The sequence below is a fragment of the Anatilimnocola floriformis genome, assembly GCF_024256385.1.
Taxonomy (GTDB): domain Bacteria; phylum Planctomycetota; class Planctomycetia; order Pirellulales; family Pirellulaceae; genus Anatilimnocola; species Anatilimnocola floriformis.
This window is the reverse complement of sequence record NZ_JAMLFW010000001.1, coordinates 900,282-920,148: the sequence shown is the minus strand read 5'-3', so window position 1 is coordinate 920,148 and position 19,867 is coordinate 900,282. Positions and strand designations below refer to the sequence as shown.

Here is a 19,867-nt window from a genome sequence, read left to right as displayed (position 1 = left end):
ATGGGAATCGACGATGCCCGCTTCGCTTCGCACTTGAACAAGAGAATCGCCCTCGCTAACGCTACGGGCTACCTAAGACAATGGCCAAAAAAAACGCCGTCCCCTCCCTGCAACATGAGCCTGACCTGAAGAAGGCCGAGCAGCTGATCCTCGATTTGCTGCCGATTCCCGGCAAGAGCGGCGAGGAAGGTAAGGTCGTCGCGTTTATCAAGGAGCAGTTGCTCGCCGCAGGCGCGCCCGCCGAGGCGATTATTACCGACAACGCCCACACCAAGTCGATTCTCAAGGGGGAAGTCGGCAATCTGATTTTCAAATTGCCGGGAACGAAGAAGGCGCCGCGGCGGATGTTGTCGGCCCACATGGATACCGTGCCGATCTGCGTTGGGTGCGAGCCGAAGCGCGACGGCGAGTTTATTCGCTCGGCTAATCCCGCGACGGGCCTCGGTGGCGACGACCGAGCCGGCGCGGCGACCATCCTCACGGCCGCTCTCGAGATTCTCCGCAATAAGCTGCCGCATCCGCCGCTGACGTTCTGCTGGTTCACTCAAGAAGAGATCGGTTTGCAGGGCGCTCGCAACCTGCAGGTGCCGCTGCTGGGCAAGCCAGCGATGGCGTTCAATTGGGACGGCGGTGCTGCGAACAAACTGACCGTCGGCGCGACGGGCGGTTATCGGATGGATATCAAGATCGCCGGCCAGGCGAGTCATGCGGGCGTGGCGCCGGAACGCGGCATCAGCGCGATTGGCATTGCTGCGCTTGCCATCGCCGATCTGCAGCGCGGCGGTTGGCATGGTCTGGTCGAGAAAGGCAAGAGCCGCGGCACGAGCAACGTCGGTTTCATCCACGGCGGCGAAGCGACCAACGTTGTGACGGACGCCGTAACGATCAAAGCTGAAGCCCGTAGTCACGATCCGAAGTTCCGCGCCAAACTGATCGGCGAAATTGAAAAGGCCTTCAAAAGCGCGGCCAAGGAAATCAAGAACAGCGAAGGGAAACGAGGCAGCGTGACGATCGACGGCCGGCTCGATTATGAGTCGTTCAAGCTCGAATCGGATTCCCCCTGCGTACAACTGGCCGAAGAGGCAGTTCGCGCTGTCGGCCGCGAACCATTGCAGGCGATCAGCAATGGCGGAGTCGATGCGAATTGGACGAACCTGCACGGCATCCCCACGGTCACGCTTGGTTGCGGGCAGATGAATGTTCACATGACGAGTGAGATGTTGGATTTGAAGATGTATCGCGATGCGTGCCGGATAGCGCTGCACCTGGCAACGGCTTAGTCGGCTTTCACTCCGTGAAAGCACGCGTTTTCCGCACGCTGCGTCGGTACTAGATGAGCAGCGGAAACCGGCGATCAGGAAAACTTCACCGTTTGAACACGCGTCCTTTCGCGGAGCGAAAGGCGACAGTGGGGGCAAACAAAATGAACCTCGACGAAGAACTCTGCCTTTGCTTTCACGTCACACGGCGGAAGGTGGTCAATTACATCCGCGTCGAGAAACCGAAGCGTCCCGCCCAACTGGCCGATTGCTTTGGCGCAGGGACCGGCTGCGGTTGGTGTCGGCCGTATCTGGAGCGGCTCTTTGAGCAAGCCGTTCTTCGCGGCGAGACGGCAATCGATTTTCCGGATGCTGGCGAATACGCCAAAATGCGATCCCGCTACGTGAACGCCGGCGGCGGCAAACCTCCGCCGGGGGCCACGCCGGTGGAAGAGGAGTAAGCAGGCAAAATGCAGCAGGAAAGGCCTTCTCCTGCCTTCTTCCGTCTCCCCACAAAACTCGCTAAAATCTCCGTTTCGCAACATTCCACCGCTCTCCAAGCTAGAACTCATCATGGCACGTAAAGTTATCAATCGTCGCGAGTTGCGTGAACAATCGGACGCCGCCGAAGCCCGTGGCGCTGGAGAAGAAGCCGAAGTTGAAGCCGGTGAAGAAGGCGAAGCCACTGGTGGCAAAAAAAAGAAGAAAGCCGCCACCAAGCGTAAGAGCCGCGCGAAGAGCACCGAGCCGGCCCGCTTGAAGCTCTTCTGGGGTGTGTTCAACCAAGCCTCGAAGCGGATCGCCAAGTACGACTTCACCCAAAAGAAGCAAGCCGAAGCCAAGGCTGCCGAACTCTCGACCGGCGGCAAGAACCCGCACTTCGTGGCCAAGGTCAAGGAAGCCGTCGAAGAGTAAATCGTAGGCGAAGTCACTCCGTGACTCGCAACCCTCGGCCATTCTGATCTCACGTTGCGGCTGCATCGACCGATGCAGCCGTTTTTCGTAAAGCCGCGGCGCCGGATCAATTTTCTTTGCGAACTCTCGCGGATTACTGCTCGAGCCTCACCTAGCCAGTGACGCGCGGAGTTACCTCAGAATGGTTTGAGTTCGATCTGCAGTTCATGGCTAGAACCCATGCCACCCAGTTGCTGCATTCTTGTGCGAACAGTACAGCCTTCTTTCAATCGCCCAAGCCGCTCGATACAACGGAGTGCATCTCCTCCGTTTTCTTTCGTCGCTGGAGTCTGCGATGGGTCTGCAACTTGAAGTCATTCAGTTTTTCGATCAAACCAATCGCACCATCGTGCATCGCGAGCCGCAGGAGGGATCCGCCGACATCAAGCTCGGCGCGCAGTTGATCGTCCAGCCGAACCAGGAAGCGGTTTTTGTTCGCAGCGGCAAAGCGCTCGATAAATTCGGCCCGGGCCAGCACACGTTGTATACCTTCAACGTGCCGATCCTCACGCGGTTGCTGACCATTCCGTGGGAGAAGTCGCCGTTTCAAGCCCAGGTTTATTTCGTCGGCAAACAGATCTTCCTCGATCAAAAATGGGGCACGCGCCAGCCGATCACGGTTCGCGACAAAGATTTCGGCATCGTGCGGCTGCGGGCCAACGGCAAGTTTGCGTTTCGCGTCATCGACTCGACGAAGTTTCTCGATGACCTGGTCGGCACGCAGGGGAAATACACGACGGACGAAATTCAGTCGTATCTGAAGGACCTGATTGTTTCGCGCTTGACCGATCTGCTCGCCACTTCGCAAACGAGCCTGCTCGATCTGCCAGCGCAGTTCGACGAAATCGGCGCGGGAGCCACTTCGAAGATCGGCCAAGACTTTACGCGTTACGGCTTGGAACTCACCGAGTTCTTTATCAATGCCATCACGCCCCCCGAAGAAGTACAGAAAGCCATCGACGCACGCAGCAGCATGGGTGTGCTTGGCGACTTGCAGGCCTACACCGTTTATCAAGCGGCCAACAGCCTCGGCAAAATCGCCGACAACCCGAACGGCCAGGCCGGCAGCGTGGTCGGCATGGGCATGGGCGCCGGTTACGGCGTGATGTTGCCTGGTATGATTCAAAACGCGATGGCCAATCGGCCGCAAGTGAACCCCAATCAATTCCAACCGCCAGCGGCAGCGACATCGGCTCCACAGCAAGCCATTCCTGGCGGCATGCCGGTTGGTCCCGACTTGAGCACCATCACGCCCATGCGCCCTGCGGCTGGCTCGGTCGATCCAAAGACGATCATCCGCAACGTCGCTCAATCGGCTGGCTGGCAACTCAATGAAACTGCCGAGCCGTGGCAAGTTACCATTCCTGTCGGCGCGTTGCGCAAGCAATCGGTGGCGATCAAATTCGAAAAAGATCGTGGCGGCAATTCGGTGATTGCCTATTCATCAACCTGCGGCCCCTGCTCGCCCGAAAACGCGATGGCGCTGCTGAAGTACAACACGCAAATGGTCGACGGCGCGTTCGCGATCGAAGAGACCGCTTCCGGTGAAGTCGTCGTTGTTCGCCACAGCCAACTCGCGAGCACGGTCACACCGCTCGACGTCTCACGCATCGTCACTTCCATCGCCTGGCAAGCCGATCGGGTCGAGGAGAAGTTGATCAGCGGCGGGGATGAGAATTAAGTCGCGCTTCTGCGGTATTTCATCATCTCGCTTCCTGCCTTGTGAGCCCGCCGATGAGATTACTCTCCCCTACCCTGCTCTTTGCGTTCTTACTGATCTCTTGCAGCACTGCGATTGCCCAACCAAAAGGGCCGCAGCCGTGGTGGCCGACGCAGCCGCGGGCGTTGCCGTTGGTACATCCGCTCTTCTCGACCGACATGGTTCTGCAGCGTGATGTGAAGGCGCCGATCTGGGGCTGGAGCAAACCGGGCGAAGAGATTGCGATCCGGTTCGATGACCAAGCCGCGGGCAAGGCGACCGCCGATGCGACTGGCAAGTGGGAAACCAAAATCGGCCCTTACCCGGCCGGCGGACCACACACGCTGAAAATCACCGCCGGTGAGCAGGAAGTAGTGCTGACGAATGTCCTCTGCGGCGATGTCTTTCTCTGCTCGGGTCAGTCGAACATGAACTGGCCGGTGCGACTATCGACGAATGCCGAAGAGGAAATCAAGCAAGCGAACCACCCGCAGATTCGCTCGTTCACCGTCAACTTCTATCCGTCGCTCGTACCGCTCCGTTTGCCGCCCGCGGCCCGCTGGGAACAATGCACGCCGGAGTTTGCGAAGAACTTTTCGGGCGTCGGCTACTTCTTTGCTCGCGAGATCAATCAAACGCAAAAAGTACCCGTCGGCATCATCCACAGTTCCGTTGGTGCGACGGCTGCCGAAGCCTGGGTCAGCGGACCGTCGCTCGCGAAGCTCATGCCGGAAGACTTTCCGAAAGAACTCGCCGAACTCAAGGAGCAAGTCGGCGCGACCACGGCGGACTACGATCACTTTGCCGAACTCGAAAAGTGGCTGGCCAAAGTCGATCCCGAGAGTGCCCGCCTGAAATACGCAACCGCGGCCGACCTAGACACGAGCGATTGGCTCGAAGTGGATGTTCCCAAGCCGTGGGAAGAAACGACGATCGGCGATTTCGACGGCTTGGTTTGGTACCGGCACGAGCTCGAGATTCCCGCCGAGTGGCAAGGTGAGAATCTGCTGCTGCAACTTTCGATTGTGAACGACTGCGACGTCGTGTGGTTCAATGGGCAACTGTTGGGCTCGAGCCAAATCAAAGGTGCGACGCGTAACTACACCATCGAAGCTTCGCGTGTGAAGCCAGGGAAAAACTTGTTGTCAGCCGCGATCTTCAATCAAACCGGCCCCGGCGGTTTCTGCTCGGCGGCAAGTAACATGGCCCTGCGGCCGGTCAGCAAGCAGGGTGAAAAGCCAGTTCGCCCAGCAGGAAAATGGCGAGCCAAGAAATCGAAAGCGGCGAGTGAGATTAGCGAACCTTTTCCGGAGCCGAAAGTTGGACACTACAAGACGATCACCGGTATGTACAACGGCATGATCGCGCCGCTCGAGCCGTTCGCGCTGAAAGGCGCGCTGTGGTATCAAGGCGAAGCCAACGGCCCGCGATGGTTGCAGTATCGCCGCTTGCTGCCAACTTTGATCGCGGACTGGCGCGAGCATTTTCGCAACGACGAACTGCCGTTCTTCATCGTTTCGCTTCCCAACTACAACCCGAAGCAAGTCAAGCCGGTCGAGCCCGGTTGGGCCGAGATCCGCGAGTCGCAGTGGCGAACCGTGCGCAATGATCCGCGCACCGGACTGGCCAACACCATCGACACCGGCGACGGCAACATTCATCCGCCGAACAAACAAGAAGTCGGCCGGCGTTTAGCCCTCTCGGCACGACATTTACTCTATGGCGAAAAGGAACTTGTTTACTCCGGCCCACAATACGAAAGCATGAAAATCGAAGGAAACAAGATCCGCCTGACGTTCAAGCATTTGCACGGCGGCCTCGCAATCAAAGCGGGCGAGGAAAAGCTGACCGGCTTTGCGATCGCTGGTGAAGACAAGCAATTCGTGTGGGGAACGGCAACGATCGATGGCGATACGATCGTTGTTTCATCGCCTGACATTCCCGAGCCGAAAATTGTGCGCTACGGCTGGGCGTGGAATCCGCTGGTGAATCTTTATAACAAAGCAGGTTTGCCGGCGCTGACGTTTCGAACTGACGAGTAGCGCGAGCGATTGCAGCAAGCGTAAATTCTCCAGCGAGCGCTACTTGCATTTCTCCCGCGCCGGTAACGTCGCGCTAGCAGCGTGGTAAGACATCTATTCGCTCCACCAACAGGCCATTGCCACTCGGATCATGGATGGCGATATTGCAAGGGTCCCGTTGGACTTTTCCGTTTTTGGGAGCACAACCGCCGTGAAACTTGCCAGTTTGTTCGCCTTGTCGGCATTGTGCGCAATGTCCGCACCTTCCGTTGTCTGCGCCGGCGAAGGCGAGGCATCGTCCGTTAGCAAAAGAGCCCCGATGAAGTTTGCATACCCAGCCACCGCACGCGGTTCTCAAGTGGATGACTATCACGGCACGTCGATCGCCGATCCTTATCGCTGGCTGGAAGAACTCGATAGCGATGCGACCAAGGAATGGGTCGCCGCGCAGAACAAAGTGACATTCGGCTATCTGGAAAACCTGCCGCTGCGAAAGAAGTTTCGCGATCGTCTCGAGGAACTTTGGAACTACGAACGCTTCGGCCTGCCGCGGGCGCGGAATGGAAAGTACTTTTACAGCCGCAACGATGGCTTGCAGAATCAGAGCGTACTGTACGTCGCCGATGGATTGCACGGCGAGCCGCGGGTGCTGCTCGATCCCAACAAGCTGTCGCAAGATGGCACCGTTGCCCTCAATAGCTGGGTAGTAAGCGACGACGGCAAATGGATCGCCTACAGCCTGGCCTCGGCAGGTTCTGATTGGAACGACTGGCGAGTGCTGAATGTCGCCACCGGCGAGAACAACAGCGATGTGCTGAAGTGGGTCAAGTTCAGCGGCGCATCGTGGACCAACGACAACGCCGGCTTTTTCTACAGCCGATACGACGAACCCAAAGCGGGCGAGAAGTACACCGGCGCGAACTACTATCAAAAGCTCTACTACCACAAAGTGGGCGATGAGCAGTCGAAGGACAAGCTCATCTATGAGCGCGCCGATCAAAAGGAGTGGGGCTTCAGCGGTAGCGTGACCGAAGACGGCCGCTACGTGATCATCACCGTCTGGCGTGGCACCGAGCAGAAGAATCTGATCTTCTATCAAGACCTGCAAGCCAGCGATGGCCCTGATTCGAAAAATACGACGCACGAGTTAATCAGCGAGTGGGAAGCCGACTACGATTTCATCGGCAACATCGGCACGCGGTTCTGGTTCAAGACCGATCTCGATGCGCCGTGCAAGCGCGTCGTCGAGATCGACATTACGAAGCCAGAGCGCGCCAACTGGAAGACGCTGATTCCCGAATCGAAGGACACGTTGCAGGGCGTCGGCGCGGTCGGTGGCCATCTGATCGCCGAGTATTTGCACGATGCCTGCTCCGCCGTGAAGATCTTTGATCCTAGCGGCAAATTTGTGCGTGACATCAACTTCCCTGGCCTCGGTTCAGCCGGCGGTTTTGGGGGCCGGTTCGCTGAGAACGAAACGTTCTACACTTTCACGAGCTACACGGTTCCCGGCGCGATCTATCGCTACGACGTCGCAACCGGCAAGAGCGAAGTCTTCCGCGAGCCGAAGGTGAAGTTCGATGAAAATCGCTTTGAGTCGAAGCAGGTTTTCTACAAGAGCAAAGATGGCACGCAGGTGCCGATGATCCTCGTCTACCAAAAGGGGCTGAAGCTCGACGGCTCGAATCCGACGATCCTGTATGCATACGGCGGCTTCAACGTTTCGCTCACGCCCGGCTTCTCGGTGAGCAACATCGCCTGGCTGGAGCAAGGCGGCGTGTATGCCGTGCCGAACTTGCGCGGCGGCGGCGAGTATGGCCGAGCCTGGCATGAAGCGGGGATGAAGGAAAAGAAGCAGAACGTCTTCGACGACTACCTCGCCGCGGCCCAGTGGTTGATCGATAACAAGTATACGTCGTCGCAAAAGCTCGCCATCCGCGGCGGCAGTAACGGCGGCTTGCTCGTCGGTGCCGCGATGACGCAACGGCCCGATCTGTTTGCCGCCGCGGTTCCCGCCGTCGGTGTGATGGATATGCTCCGTTACCACAAGTTCACCATCGGTTGGGCCTGGGCGCCAGAATACGGTTCTGCCGATGACGCGGACCTTTTCAAAGTGCTGCATGCTTATTCGCCGCTGCACAACTTGAAGCCGGGGACGAAATATCCGGCCACGCTCGTAACTACCGGCGATCACGACGACCGCGTTGTGCCGGCCCATAGTTTCAAATTTGCCGCCGCGCTGCAAGCTGCCAACGCTGGCGACAAACCGGCCCTCATCCGCATCGAAACTCGCGCCGGCCACGGCGCAGGAACGCCGACGAGCAAGTTGATCGATGCTTCGGCGGATGTATTGGCGTTTTTGGCGAACGAACTCGGAATGAAGTAAAAGAACGCGACGAACACAAAGACTACAGGGAGTAATCGTGGACCTCTCCAAGTTCTGGAAAATTATCGCTGCCGGCGGCAGAGAAGCCCAAGACGATCCGGATGAGAAGCTGCAGGCGATTGAAGAAAAACTCGCCAAGTGCTCGCCGGAAGATCTCGTATCCTTTCAGACGCTGCTCGACGAGCGGATGGTCGAGGCCTACACGGTCGATTTGTGGGGGGCCGCCTATCTGCTCAACGGCGGCTGCTCGGACGACGGGTTTCATTATTTTTGTCTCTGGCTGATTTCTCGCGGGCAGAAAAAGTTCGAAGCCGCGGTCGCCCAGCCCGATTCATTGTCGCGTCTGGCAGACCCCGATAACGATGAGTACGAGTTGGAAGAACTCGGTTATCTTGCACCACGACTCTATGAAGAGGCAGTCGGCAAAGAGATTCCTCGCTCCAAGTTAAAGTGGCCCAAACGGCCGAAGGGCGAAAATTGGGACTACGATAACACCGAAGAAGTGCATGCCCGTTTGCCGAAGCTCGCGGCGATCTACTTGGAAGAGTGAGAAAGGAGACTCGCTGTGAATCAATTTGCTTGGCTGGCTGGATTGGCTTGTTGTCTTTGTTCCTTAACAGCCCACGCCGAAGATTTCTTGCTCCGCCTCGATACCGTCGTCTCCATCGACAGCCCCAAAACGGATAAGCCGATCGAAAAGCGAACCCATCGCTTCGAAATTCTGGCTCGGCTCGATACTCCGTTCTTCTATCACGATAAGGCGGCGACCGAGACGCAAAAGATTTCCGGCGAATTGCGACGGAATGAAAAAGGTGATTTTTATCTCAAGATTCGCTATTTTCATTCACAGCCCGCCCCACCACTTGATCCGCCAGCAGTTAACTCGCCCACTGACGAGACCAGTTTTACTACGAGCGTCGCGCTCCCGCTCGAAAAAGAAGTCACGATGGCAGAATTCCTGAAGGATGAAATCGTAGACAAAGTGAACACGCAAACCGCGCTTCGGGTGATCGCTTCCGTGCGTAAATTCGAGGCTGAAAAAGATCCGTGAAAGCCCCAAGCCATGTCTCCTTTCCCCTGCCCTCTCTCGCGACGCATCTTGCTGCAATCAACAGCAGCCGTGGCTGCTTTGTCGTTCGCTAATGAAGTCCATGCAGATCCGGCAAAGGACCTCTCGATCGTCGACACGCATACGCACTTCTACGATCCCGAGCGGAAAGAAGGAGTGCCGTGGCCGGGGAAGGACGACAAGGTTCTCTATCGCCCCGTGCTGCCGGCGGAGTTTGAAAAGCTCACGCAGCCGCTCGGTGTGCTGGGCACCATCGTCGTCGAAGCGAGTCCGTGGGTCGAAGATAATCAGTGGCTGCTTGATCTTGCCCAGGAAAACAAAAGCATCCTCGGCGTCATCGGCAACCTGAAGCCTGGGACGGATCGTTTTGCGAACGACTTAAAACGCTTCTGTCAAAGCCAACTCTTTTGCGGATTCCGGATCAATACTGGGGCCGTGGTCGAAGGAATTTCCGACGGCCAATTTTTGAATCACATGTTCGCGGTTCATCAGGCCGATCGCATCGTGGAGGTCAACGGCGGCCCCGAAACGCCCGGCGAAGTTGCCGCGCTGAACAAAGCTCTGCGGCCGATGAATCGCCCTCGCTTTTGCATCAACCACTGCGGCAATCTGAAGATCGACGGCGGCCCGCCACCGGCGAAATGGCTGGAAGGGATGAAGGCCGCGGCGGAGTACCCCAACGTTTACTGCAAGGTCTCCGCGCTCGTCGAGTCGACCGGCAAACGCGAGGGCGATGCTCCGCGCAATGTGGATTTTTATCGCCCAGTTCTCGATGCCTTGTGGTCGATCTGGGGATCGGACCGACTGTTGTACGGTAGCAATTGGCCGGTCAGCACTCGAGCAGCTTCCTACGAAACCGTGCTGGATATTGTGCGACAATACCTGGCGAATCGCCCGGCCAAAGATCAAGAACGGTTCTTTTCGACAAACTGCAAGTCCGCCTACGGAATTTGGCGCAAGAGATAAAATGAAGATCATTACCGCTGTTATTTCTTTCGTTTTTTGCTGTCAGGTATTGGCGCAAGAACCTGTGGACGAGATTTCCGTCTTTCAAAAACCACAGCGAGTGATCGCGGCCGGCAACCTGATGGCCGCAGGAGCCCAGGCAGGCCAGCAGAAGAAATATGCCGAAGGGGAAGCAATCACCGCGCGAGCCCAGCAGATCGCGCCGTTCTTTCCGTTGACGTCTTACAACCTCGCTTGTTTTCAAGCGTTGCAGGGAAAGAAGCAAGATGCCCTCGCAAATCTCGAGAAAGCGATCCTGGCGGGCTTCGGCAACGTGGCGCACATGCAGCAAGACGAAGACCTGGCAAGCCTGCGTGACGATCCGAAGTTTGCCAAACTCGTAGAAACGGCTAGTAAACTCGTTGCGAATCCAATGCATTTCAGAATCAGCCCAGGCGACTTTGTAGATGGCGTTGTGAAAGTGAAAAGCGGGAGTGCAATCTACGATCCTCAGCTCAATCAGGTGCGTGTCTTGCTCGGTGGTCCTGTGATCAGTGCTTGGAACTCCGCCGATCTGCGTGTGAAGGCGCACGGTGAAGTCGGCAAACTTTTGAATCAGTGGATCGACGAAGGCACTGCAGCCGGAAACTTGGGTGACATCTACGACAACTGCGACCGCGACCATTCCAATATGGATTACGGCAGTTTCTTACAAATGACACGGATCGAATACGACGAATCCGTGAGCAAGGAAACTGGCTATGGCGTGCAGCTAACCAACTTGTTTCACGCCTCAGGAATGACCTGCGTCATCGGTAATTCGTCAACGGCCCAAACCGCTGGCCCAGGCTGGCGGAGCAACCCGCGCATCGCCTACACACGGCCTGGCGGCATCGAGTCGCTACTCGCGCAGTACGTCAACAATCACCTCTACTTCTATCCCGAGCATCGCGATCACGACCCCGGCCACAACGGCGAAGGTGACGGTTATGGCGATGTCTACGCTGCCAACCTGCCGTACGTCATCACCAGTCAAGGTTCCTCTGGCAGCGATCGGGCGTTCATGGATGCCATTGCTTGCACGCTCGCAGCGTTTCATCCGGAGGTGAAGGCCAAGCTTGTCGAGAAAAAGATGCTCATGCCGGCTGTGCAGTACGTCTTTCGCCGTTCGAACAAACCGGTGAAGACCGACGAAGATTACTTGAGTGGCGTGGCGCATCCTACGGTGTTCGACAGCGCGAATCTCGACGTCATGCGAATGATCGAACTGGCCCATTCGTTCACCCCTAAGTCGCTGCCGCCGCTCGCGTTGCTCAAAGTTGACAAGGAAGACAAGCCGAAGCTAGGCGTAGACTACTTCGACAGCGGCGAACGCGAAAATCTCTTCGATACGCCGTTCGTCGCCGCACGCATCTGGCGGAGCACGCAGCAAAAGCGAACTTACACGCTCTCAGCAAAAGGAATGGAGTTCAACGGCAAGCCGCTCACCTATCACTGGAAGGTTCTCCGCGGCGACGCCAGCAAGATTGAAATCAAACCTTCGCCGGCCGGCGTGACTGCCGAAATTACCCTCACCTGGCAACCCCGTGCGCCGATCGCGCCCGATTCGAAGATGGAATCGAACCGCATTGATATCGGCTTGTTTGCCTTCAACGGCGAACACTATTCGCCGCCAGCGTTCTTCTGTGTGAACACGCTCGACAACGAAGCCCGCGAATACGATGACCAGGGCCGCATCAAGAGCGTGACTTACACTGGCGCGAATGAGAAAGGAAACTACGTCGATCCGGCCTTCGATATTCCGAAGAGCTGGAAAGACGAATATCACTACGAAGGGGACAAGCTCGTCGGCTGGACGCGAACCCGCGGCGACAAAAAAGAAGAGTTCACCGCCGATGGCCAGTTGATCACCGACAATAGCGATCCTACGAAGCCGGTGACGAAGGCTGTGAACTACGTGGTCAAACAACGATCCAACAACACGCCGGTGCTCGATCAAGTGACCGAATAAACTGCCCAACCGTTCGTCTCCACTCCTGCATTCCGCCTTCTTCCTTCTGCATTCCCTCCACCCTCCCCTCGCGGATTTTTTCCACTCGCGTAAAATCCGCCGATGGCCGCCGCCCCCACTCCCATGATGCAGCAATATCACGACGCCAAGCAGGCGTGCGGCGATGCGCTGTTGTTGTTTCGGATGGGAGATTTTTACGAGCTGTTTTTCGAGGATGCGAAGACGGCATCGCGGATTCTGGGGCTCACGCTCACCAGTCGCGACAAGGGCGAGAACCCGATTCCGATGGCGGGCTTTCCGTACCATCAGCTCGAGAGTTATCTCGCCAAGTTAATCGCCACCGGCCTGCGAGCCGCGGTCTGCGAACAGGTTGAGGATCCCAAGCAAGCCAAGGGAATCGTCAAGCGCGAAATCACTCGCGTCGTCAGTTCGGGCACGCTCACCGACGATGCGCTGCTCGATCCGCTGGAGAGCAATTATCGCGCTGCCCGTGGGTGATAGTGACGCGGCCGGTGTTGCCTGGTGCGATCTGTCGACGGGCCGATTCTTCGCCGCCGTGGTGCCGCTGGCTCGCTTGAATGATGAGATCGCACGGATTGGTCCGGTCGAGTGCCTGCTCGCCGACGATGCGGAGTTCAAGTTGCATCTGCCGGCCAAAAGCATCCTGACCAAGCGCCCAACCTGGGCGTTTGCACACGACACGGGCGTGAATTCGCTCGCGCGGCATTTTCAAACATTCAGCCTCGATGGCTTTGGGTTCACCGACGAAGACACCCCTGCCCTGCGAGCGGCCGGCGCGGTGCTCGACTATCTCCAGGAAACGCAGAAGACCAATCTGCAGCACATCGATCGTCTGCTCCCTTACCGCAGCGGTCAGTCGCTCGAGATCGACGAAGCGACTCGCCGCAGCTTGGAACTGACGCGCACGCTGCGAACTGGTTCCCGCGCTGGTTCACTCCTCGCCGCGATCGATAAAACCTGCACGCCCATGGGTGGCCGTTTGCTCGCCGATTGGCTGGCGAGTCCGCTCACCGATCTCGAGCAAATCGAAGGCCGCCTCAATGCCGTCGCGGAACTGGCAAAAGACTCCGCACTGCGCGATGAACTCCGAGAGCAACTCCGCGGCGTGTACGATTTGCAGCGATTGCTCGCGCGTGTCGCCACGGGTCGCGCCAGCCCGCGAGACCTGTCGTTTGTCGGTAGAACGCTCGCCGCGCTGCCGAAGCTGAAAGCAAAACTAACCGCGCGAACGGCAAAGCTGCTCGGTGAACTCGAACAAGCCATTGATCTCTGCCCTGAGATTCGTGCACAGCTCGAATCGGCCCTTGTCGACGATTGCCCGTTGCAACCGCGCGACGGCGGGATCATTCGCGGTGGTTATCACAGCAATCTCGACAAGCTCCGCGACCTGGCCGCCGGCGGCAAGCAATGGATCGCCAAGTACCAGGCCGACGAAGCGGCCCGCACCGGCATTCCAAATCTCAAGGTCGCCTTCAACAAAGTTTTCGGCTACTACATCGAGATCACCAACAGCCACAAAGACAAAACGCCGCCCAATTATCATCGCAAACAAACGACGACCAATAGCGAACGCTACGTCACGCCCGAGCTGAAGGAATACGAAGAGCAGGTCCTGAGCGCCGACGACAAAGCCAAGGAACTCGAGTACGAGATTTTTCTGAAGCTCCGCGATGCAGTGCAGGCGATGACGCGGCGGCTGCAAGCGACAGCGGCAGCCCTCGCGCAACTCGATGTGCTCACCTCGCTCGCACAACTCGCCTGTCAGCGAAATTACTGTCGGCCGGCGATGACGAATGAACCGGAGCTGCGAATCGTCGATGGTCGGCATCCGGTGCTCGATGTGATCGAAACGCAAGGCTCGTTCGTTCCCAACGATGCTCACTGCGGTGGCGACGACGGTTTTGTGCTGCTCATCACCGGCCCGAACATGGCCGGTAAGAGCACGTACATTCGCCAGGTCGCACTCCTAACAGTGATGGCTCAGATCGGCAGCTTCGTGCCCGCGAAGATGGCGACGATTGGGATCGCCGATCGCGTTTTCGCACGGGTCGGGGCCAGTGATGAGCTATCGCGCGGGCAGAGCACGTTCATGGTTGAGATGACCGAGACGGCCCGCATCTTGAACACGGCGACAACGCGCAGTCTGGTCGTGCTCGACGAAATCGGTCGCGGCACGAGCACGTACGACGGCATTTCGCTGGCCTGGGCGATCGTCGAACACCTGCACGATACGGTCGGTTGTCGCACATTCTTCGCCACGCACTACCACGAGCTGACCGACCTCGCCGGCACGATGGCGGGTGTGCGGAACCTCAACGTCGCCGTGAAAGAATGGGAAGAGCAGGTCATCTTCCTACACAAGATCCTTCCTGGCGCCGCCGACAAGAGCTACGGCATTCACGTCGCCCGCCTGGCCGGTGTGCCGCGGAGTGTGAACGAACGAGCCAAGCAGATTCTCGCGCAGCTCGAGCAAGATCACGTCGGCAGCAACGGTCAATCGAAGCTCGTCAAACCAAAAACCAAACGCAAAGGCGATTTGCAGCTGACGCTTTTCGCGCCCGAAGAACACCCGCTGATCGAAAAGATCCGCCAGCTCGATACCAACGAGCTCTCGCCGATGGCAGCGCTTAAACTGCTCAGCGAATGGCAGGCGGAAATTGCGCCGGGCAAGGTCAAGCCGCGGTAGCTGAACGGAGCCTGCGCTCGCGTCTCCAGCACGTGCGGCTTACCTCCTGTGATTTTCGATCCGATCTCGCAGCGATCGAGAAAAGGCGAAGGCCGCACAGGCCAGCAGAACCACCGCGAAGAACAGTTCGGCTGCACCGCTGGCAGTCGAGATGGCGTCATTGGTCGCGACCTCGATGTTTTTTTCCTCGGGATCGCGGATTGGCAGCACCAAGTTGGCAATGCCGCCCGGTTCGTACTTGGTCGACAGCAGCGAGATGACGCCGAAAGCCCCCAGGGCCTGGCTGAAAATGGCCAAGGCGAGAGCGACGCGGCGCAGGCGCGAGCTGGTGAGCTTGCTGTCGTAACCGCCAGCATTCATTCGGGCCAACCACCAGGTTCCAACCAGCGAGAAAACAGCGATTCCGGCAATCAGCAAGATCACAAACAGGACGACCATGACCACCATGGCGTAGAGCCCATCCAAGCCGCTAAAGCCGTGCTCGGCGAGTAGATTGGCAGGTAACATCGGACTTCACCAGGGAGGGGATGATTCGTCGAAACGCGCCGCGAGGCTCGGCTGATCATACACGCCGTCAGCGAGGTTCACCTCATTTTCTTAGAGCCGACTCCTGTCTGCGGCGGCGAATCATTGACCAATTTTCCGCAGCACCCGATACTGGCTGCGGTAACTGGAAGCCGATCGTTCATCGTGGCGGCGCAACAACCTCCCCAAGAAACGAGCCGGCCACGAACCCCTGCAAGAAAACGGTCTCGCCGAAAAGGAATTCGGCAAGGTACGCGACTTGCAACCACGCCCACGCGAAGTTTCTCAGCCAACTTCCGTGCGCTGTGTCTGGGGCGGATTCCAATGATCTTTACCTCGCTGCCTCTCCGACCAATTCACTTTCAACAAAACTCCATGCTCAGTATTTTTGAATCGATCAGCAAACGACTGGCGGATGCCTGGCGAACTCAGGAGCCTTCAGGCCGCGGGCAGGCGTATCGCTGCCAATGTGGGCGGCCGGTTTTCTTTCGCAACAGCATTTGTCTCGCCTGCAAGACGCCGCTCGGATTCGATCCGGAAGAGTTGAAGATCATTCCGCTGGAGCCAGGCCCTACGGCTCGGACGTTCAAAGCTTTCGGCCAAAAAGAAGACAAGCCGCTCTGGAAGCGGTGTGGCAATTTCGATTCGCCCGCTGGTTGCAATTGGCTGGTCCCCGCGCTCGAAGAAGAGCCGCTCTGTCGTTCGTGCCGGTTGAACAACACCATTCCCGACCTGAACAATGCCGACAATGCCCGTTACTGGCGGCTAATCGAAAATGCCAAGCGGCGGCTCGTGGCCCAGCTTCTCAGCCTGGGCCTGCCGGTGCAGTCGAAGGTGAGTGAGGACACCACGAACGGCTTGATGTTTGATTTTCTCCGCTCGCCCGAAAAAGGACCGCGGGTGTTGACAGGCCACGCCAGCGGCCTGATCACGCTCAATGTCGAAGAAGCCAACGATTCGATCCGCGAAAAAGCCCGCCACGAAATGCGCGAGCCCTATCGCACCTTGCTCGGCCATTTTCGCCACGAAGTCGGACATTACTATTGGGATCGGCTGATTTGGGACACGCCTTGGCTCGATAAATTCCGCAAACTCTTTGGCGATGAGCGTGCCGACTACGCCGCCGCTCTTCGCAAGAACTACGATCAGGGGCCGCCGCCGGATTGGCGCGATCAGCACATCAGCTCTTACGCTTCGGTACACCCTTGGGAAGATTGGGCCGAAACCTGGGCTCACTATCTGCACGTCGTCGACAGCCTCGACACGGCGCTGGGCTTTGGCTTGCGCGGCGAAGATGTCGAAGCCGAAGTCGAGCCGTTTACGGTCGAAGATTTGTACGACCCGAATGCGCCCGATGCCGATCGTGTCGTCAAGCTAGTCAACTCCTGGATTCAACTGACAACGGTGCTCAACGAACTCGCCCGCAGCATGGGACAGCACGACTTTTATCCCTTCGTGATGTCGCGGCCGGTTCTGAAAAAGATGCACTTCATTCAAATGGTGGTGAAGGAATATCGCCACGGAACATCGCTGATCGATGACATCAAGTGAGTTGCGACGCGGTGCAACTGGTGATGTTCGATATCGACGGCACGCTCACGGAATCAAATACTGTCGATGACGCCAGCTATCTGCAGGCGCTCGCCGAAGTTTTGGGCTTCACCGACGTCGATGGCGATTGGTCGCAATACCCGCATTGCACCGACGAAGGAATTCTCGCGCACTTGTTTCAAACTCGACTGCAGCGGCCGCCGCGAACAGAAGAAATCGCTGCGGTGCGGAATTGCTTTGTCGAGCTGATTGGTAGGTCAGCGGAAGCTGCGCCGCTTCGAATGATCGCTGGGGCTGCAGAGTTTATGGCGAAACTGGCCGCAGAGCCTGGCTATCGCGTGGCTCTAGCGAGTGGCGGTTGGGAGCGCTCGGCGCGATTGAAGCTGGCAAGTGCGAAACTCGATTGCCGAGAGATTCCCGCTGCTTTCGCCGACGATGGTCATAGCCGGGAGGCGATCATGCAGTCGGCGCTCGCGCGAGCGAAAAGCCAGTTCGGTGTCCCGCATTTCACGCGCTGCACCTACATCGGCGACGGCATTTGGGACGCTCGCGCTGCGCGGCAGCTCGGCTATCGTTTCATCGGCATCGCTCGTGACGATGCGAAACGCCAGCGACTTGTCGATGCCGGAGCCTTAGCGGTGTTTGCGGACTATCGTGACGCGGAGCAAATGTGGCAGGTTCTCGTTAGCGAGTGAGGCTCATCACTTTGCTGGCTGCGGGTGCAGTAGAATCTGGATCTGCTATTCATTCTGCGATCACCTGCCTGCGTTGCCGATATGCGATTTGCTGCCAACTTGAGTCTGATGTTCACCGAGGTGCCGTTCCCTCAGCGGTTCGCAGCCGCGGCCCGCGCGGGATTCCAAGCCGTCGAGTTTCAGTTCGGTTACGATCACGCGCCGCAAGACATCAAGCGTTGGCTGGATGATCAGGCGCTGGAATGCGTCCTCTTCAACATGCCGCCGGGTGACTTTGCCGCTGGCGAGCGGGGCTTGGCGTCGCTTCCCGGGCGTGAAGCCGAGTTTCGCGACAGCGTGCAGTTGGCCATGGAGTACGCACTGGTTCTCGGCACGCCGCGGATGCATGTGCTCGCTGGAATTTTGCCTGCCGACGCCGAGCGCAGCCGTCATCTCGATGTCTATCTGCGCAATCTGGAAGTCGCCTCCAAGTTGCTCGCCGAGCGCGGCTTGACGTTGCTCATCGAACCGATCAACCCGCGCGACATCCCTGGCTTCTTTCTCAACTCGCAGCACGAAGCCCACGCAATTCGCGAGCAACTGGGCCTGCAAAACTTGAAAGTCCTCTTCGACGTCTATCACACTCAAATCGTCGACGGCGATTTGGCGATGAACTTTCGCAAATACCAAGCGGGCATCGGCCACGTACAGATCGCCGGAGTGCCGGGACGCCACGAACCCGACGTCGGTGAGATTCGCTACGAGTATTTATTCAAGCTGCTCGACGAACTGAAATACGACGGCTGGGTTGGCTGTGAGTACCGACCGAAAGGGCGTACAGAGGATGGACTGGGTTGGCTGAAGGGCTGGCGGTGAAATCGCCATCATTGCCGAAGCTAGATTGGCGGCAACATTGTGAATTTCCGCCAATTGGCGTTTAGCAGCGGGAGTCCAGATTACTCGCATGGGCCGAGCCCGAATTCTTTTCTCACATCATTCACGTCTCTTCCGCGACCAACATCAGCGTCAGCGAGCCCGGCTTCGATGCACTTTCGCACGTAAGCGTGATAGATCACGTCATCCCAATTCGCGTCAGCAGGGAGCGAATCGATAAGTTGGTGAGCGGCGGTCTTCACGTCGACTGGTAGAGAGCTGGAAGCAAAATCGGTGGACATAAAGTGCTCGCTAAATGAATGTTTCCAACTCAATTATCGTCACCAGCTTCTCGAGCAGCAAGCTTCTCCCCTGCCCTGCTCGCAATCAATCCGGCCAGGTAACCACCCTTAAATCCCGCGTTGATATTCACCACCGTCACGTTCGCCGCGCAGCTGTTGAGCATCGAAAGCAGCGCCGCAACCCCGCCGAAGTTGGCGCCATAGCCGACGCTGGTGGGGACGCCGATGACCGGGCAGGGAACATAGCCGCCGACGATGCTCGGCAGCGCAGCTTCCATTCCGGCCACGCAGACGACCGCGTCGCTGTCGATGAACTCTGGCAGCCGCAGTGGCAGGCGATGGGGACCGGCGACGCCGACGTCGTGGATCATCACGCAGCCGACGCCCATCCATTCGACCGTTTCGCGAGCTTCCTCGGCGACCGGCAAGTCGCTAGTGCCCGCCGTGATGATTGCCACTTTGCCTTTCGGTTCGGCTGCTTTCAGCGAAGGCGGATCGGCCCGAAAAACCTGAGCCAGTTCGTTGTAGCGCGCGGTGTCATTTCGCGAGGAGAGATGCTTCAGCAGAAATTCTCCCTTCTCTGGCGAAATCCGCGTGGCGTAGGCGCGAACCCCACTCGCCAGCAGCTTGTCGATGATGGCTGCGATGGTCGTGGCCGATTTGCCCTCGCCGTAGACCACCTCGGGAAACCCGCAACGGCGCTGGCGGTCGAAATCGAGTGTCACTGCCGGAGGATTGGCGGCAGCTTCGAGTGCAGCCGACATGCCGGCCAGGAAGTCTTCGTGAGCCAGTTCCCCCGCCAGCAGCCGGGCCGTCATCAGTTTTAGTTCGTCTTGGTTCATAGAACAGCGAGTTTATCTCGGCCTTGCTTGCGATTCGATGGGTAATGAA

Annotated in this window: 16 protein-coding genes and 1 pseudogene; 14 read left to right on the top strand and 3 right to left on the bottom strand. The window is 58.0% G+C overall.

Going from position 1 to position 19,867, the window contains the following annotated elements; genetic code table 11:
- Positions 1-80 precede the first annotated feature (80 nt).
- The 11 genes and pseudogenes from M9Q49_RS03760 (at position 81) to mutS (ending at position 15,051) form a co-directional block, all read left to right on the top strand.
- Positions 81-1,280 carry a M20/M25/M40 family metallo-hydrolase gene (locus tag M9Q49_RS03760; protein ID WP_254507315.1) on the top strand — a complete coding sequence of 400 codons (1,200 nt, stop codon included), beginning with the start codon at positions 81-83 and terminating at the stop codon, positions 1,278-1,280.
- 143 nt (positions 1,281-1,423) lie between these two features.
- Positions 1,424-1,720 carry a (2Fe-2S)-binding protein gene (locus tag M9Q49_RS03755; protein WP_254507314.1) on the top strand — a complete coding sequence of 99 codons (297 nt, stop codon included), beginning with the start codon at positions 1,424-1,426 and terminating at the stop codon, positions 1,718-1,720.
- A 112-nt stretch (positions 1,721-1,832) separates the two neighbouring features.
- The gene (locus M9Q49_RS03750) at positions 1,833-2,174 is read left to right on the top strand and encodes a hypothetical protein (protein WP_254507313.1); all 342 of its coding nucleotides are present in this window, start codon (positions 1,833-1,835) and stop codon (positions 2,172-2,174) included.
- Positions 2,175-2,508: 334 nt separating this feature from the next.
- Positions 2,509-3,894, top strand: coding sequence for an SPFH domain-containing protein (locus M9Q49_RS03745; RefSeq protein ID WP_254507312.1), 1,386 nt, complete (start codon positions 2,509-2,511; stop codon positions 3,892-3,894).
- Positions 3,895-3,947: 53 nt separating this feature from the next.
- Positions 3,948-5,954, top strand: coding sequence for a sialate O-acetylesterase (locus M9Q49_RS03740; RefSeq protein ID WP_254507311.1), 2,007 nt, complete (start codon positions 3,948-3,950; stop codon positions 5,952-5,954).
- A gap of 298 nt (positions 5,955-6,252) precedes the next feature.
- Complete coding sequence (locus M9Q49_RS03735; protein WP_254507310.1) at positions 6,253-8,319, top strand: prolyl oligopeptidase family serine peptidase; 2,067 nt, start codon at positions 6,253-6,255, stop codon at positions 8,317-8,319.
- A 37-nt stretch (positions 8,320-8,356) separates the two neighbouring features.
- Positions 8,357-8,869, top strand: a complete 513-nt coding sequence (locus M9Q49_RS03730) for a DUF4240 domain-containing protein (RefSeq protein WP_254507309.1) — start codon at positions 8,357-8,359, stop codon at positions 8,867-8,869.
- Between the two features lie 15 nt (positions 8,870-8,884).
- On the top strand, positions 8,885-9,370 hold the full coding sequence (locus M9Q49_RS03725; RefSeq protein WP_254507308.1) for a hypothetical protein: 486 nt from the start codon (positions 8,885-8,887) through the stop codon (positions 9,368-9,370).
- Between the two features lie 12 nt (positions 9,371-9,382).
- Entirely contained in the window at positions 9,383-10,354 is a 972-nt protein-coding gene (locus M9Q49_RS03720; protein ID WP_254507307.1) for an amidohydrolase family protein, read from the top strand.
- Between the two features lie 64 nt (positions 10,355-10,418).
- Entirely contained in the window at positions 10,419-12,344 is a 1,926-nt protein-coding gene (locus M9Q49_RS03715) for a tetratricopeptide repeat protein (protein ID WP_254507306.1), read from the top strand.
- A gap of 102 nt (positions 12,345-12,446) precedes the next feature.
- Positions 12,447-15,051 (top strand): annotated as a pseudogene (gene mutS / locus M9Q49_RS03710) (DNA mismatch repair protein MutS).
- A 39-nt stretch (positions 15,052-15,090) separates the two neighbouring features.
- Here mutS and M9Q49_RS03705 read toward each other — a convergent pair.
- Positions 15,091-15,558 carry a hypothetical protein gene (locus tag M9Q49_RS03705; protein WP_254507305.1) on the bottom strand — a complete coding sequence of 156 codons (468 nt, stop codon included), beginning with the start codon at positions 15,556-15,558 and terminating at the stop codon, positions 15,091-15,093.
- A 393-nt stretch (positions 15,559-15,951) separates the two neighbouring features.
- On the opposite strand from M9Q49_RS03705, the gene M9Q49_RS03700 reads away from it, so the two are divergent.
- The 3 genes from M9Q49_RS03700 (at position 15,952) to otnI (ending at position 18,677) form a co-directional block, all read left to right on the top strand.
- Positions 15,952-17,127 carry a zinc-binding metallopeptidase family protein gene (locus tag M9Q49_RS03700; RefSeq protein WP_254507304.1) on the top strand — a complete coding sequence of 392 codons (1,176 nt, stop codon included), beginning with the start codon at positions 15,952-15,954 and terminating at the stop codon, positions 17,125-17,127.
- Positions 17,124-17,822 carry an HAD family hydrolase gene (locus tag M9Q49_RS03695; RefSeq protein WP_254507303.1) on the top strand — a complete coding sequence of 233 codons (699 nt, stop codon included), beginning with the start codon at positions 17,124-17,126 and terminating at the stop codon, positions 17,820-17,822. Before M9Q49_RS03700 ends, M9Q49_RS03695 begins: the two co-directional genes overlap by 4 nt.
- Positions 17,823-17,903: 81 nt before the next feature.
- Complete coding sequence (gene otnI / locus M9Q49_RS03690) at positions 17,904-18,677, top strand: 2-oxo-tetronate isomerase (protein WP_254507302.1); 774 nt, start codon at positions 17,904-17,906, stop codon at positions 18,675-18,677.
- Between the two features lie 80 nt (positions 18,678-18,757).
- On the opposite strand, the gene M9Q49_RS03685 is transcribed toward otnI, so the two are convergent.
- Both M9Q49_RS03685 and larB read right to left on the bottom strand, forming a co-directional pair.
- A complete protein-coding gene (locus M9Q49_RS03685; protein ID WP_254507301.1) occupies positions 18,758-18,976 on the bottom strand; it encodes a hypothetical protein in 219 nt (72 codons plus the stop codon).
- A gap of 29 nt (positions 18,977-19,005) precedes the next feature.
- Complete coding sequence (gene larB / locus M9Q49_RS03680) at positions 19,006-19,818, bottom strand: nickel pincer cofactor biosynthesis protein LarB (protein WP_254507300.1); 813 nt, start codon at positions 19,816-19,818, stop codon at positions 19,006-19,008.
- Positions 19,819-19,867: the final 49 nt, after the last annotated feature.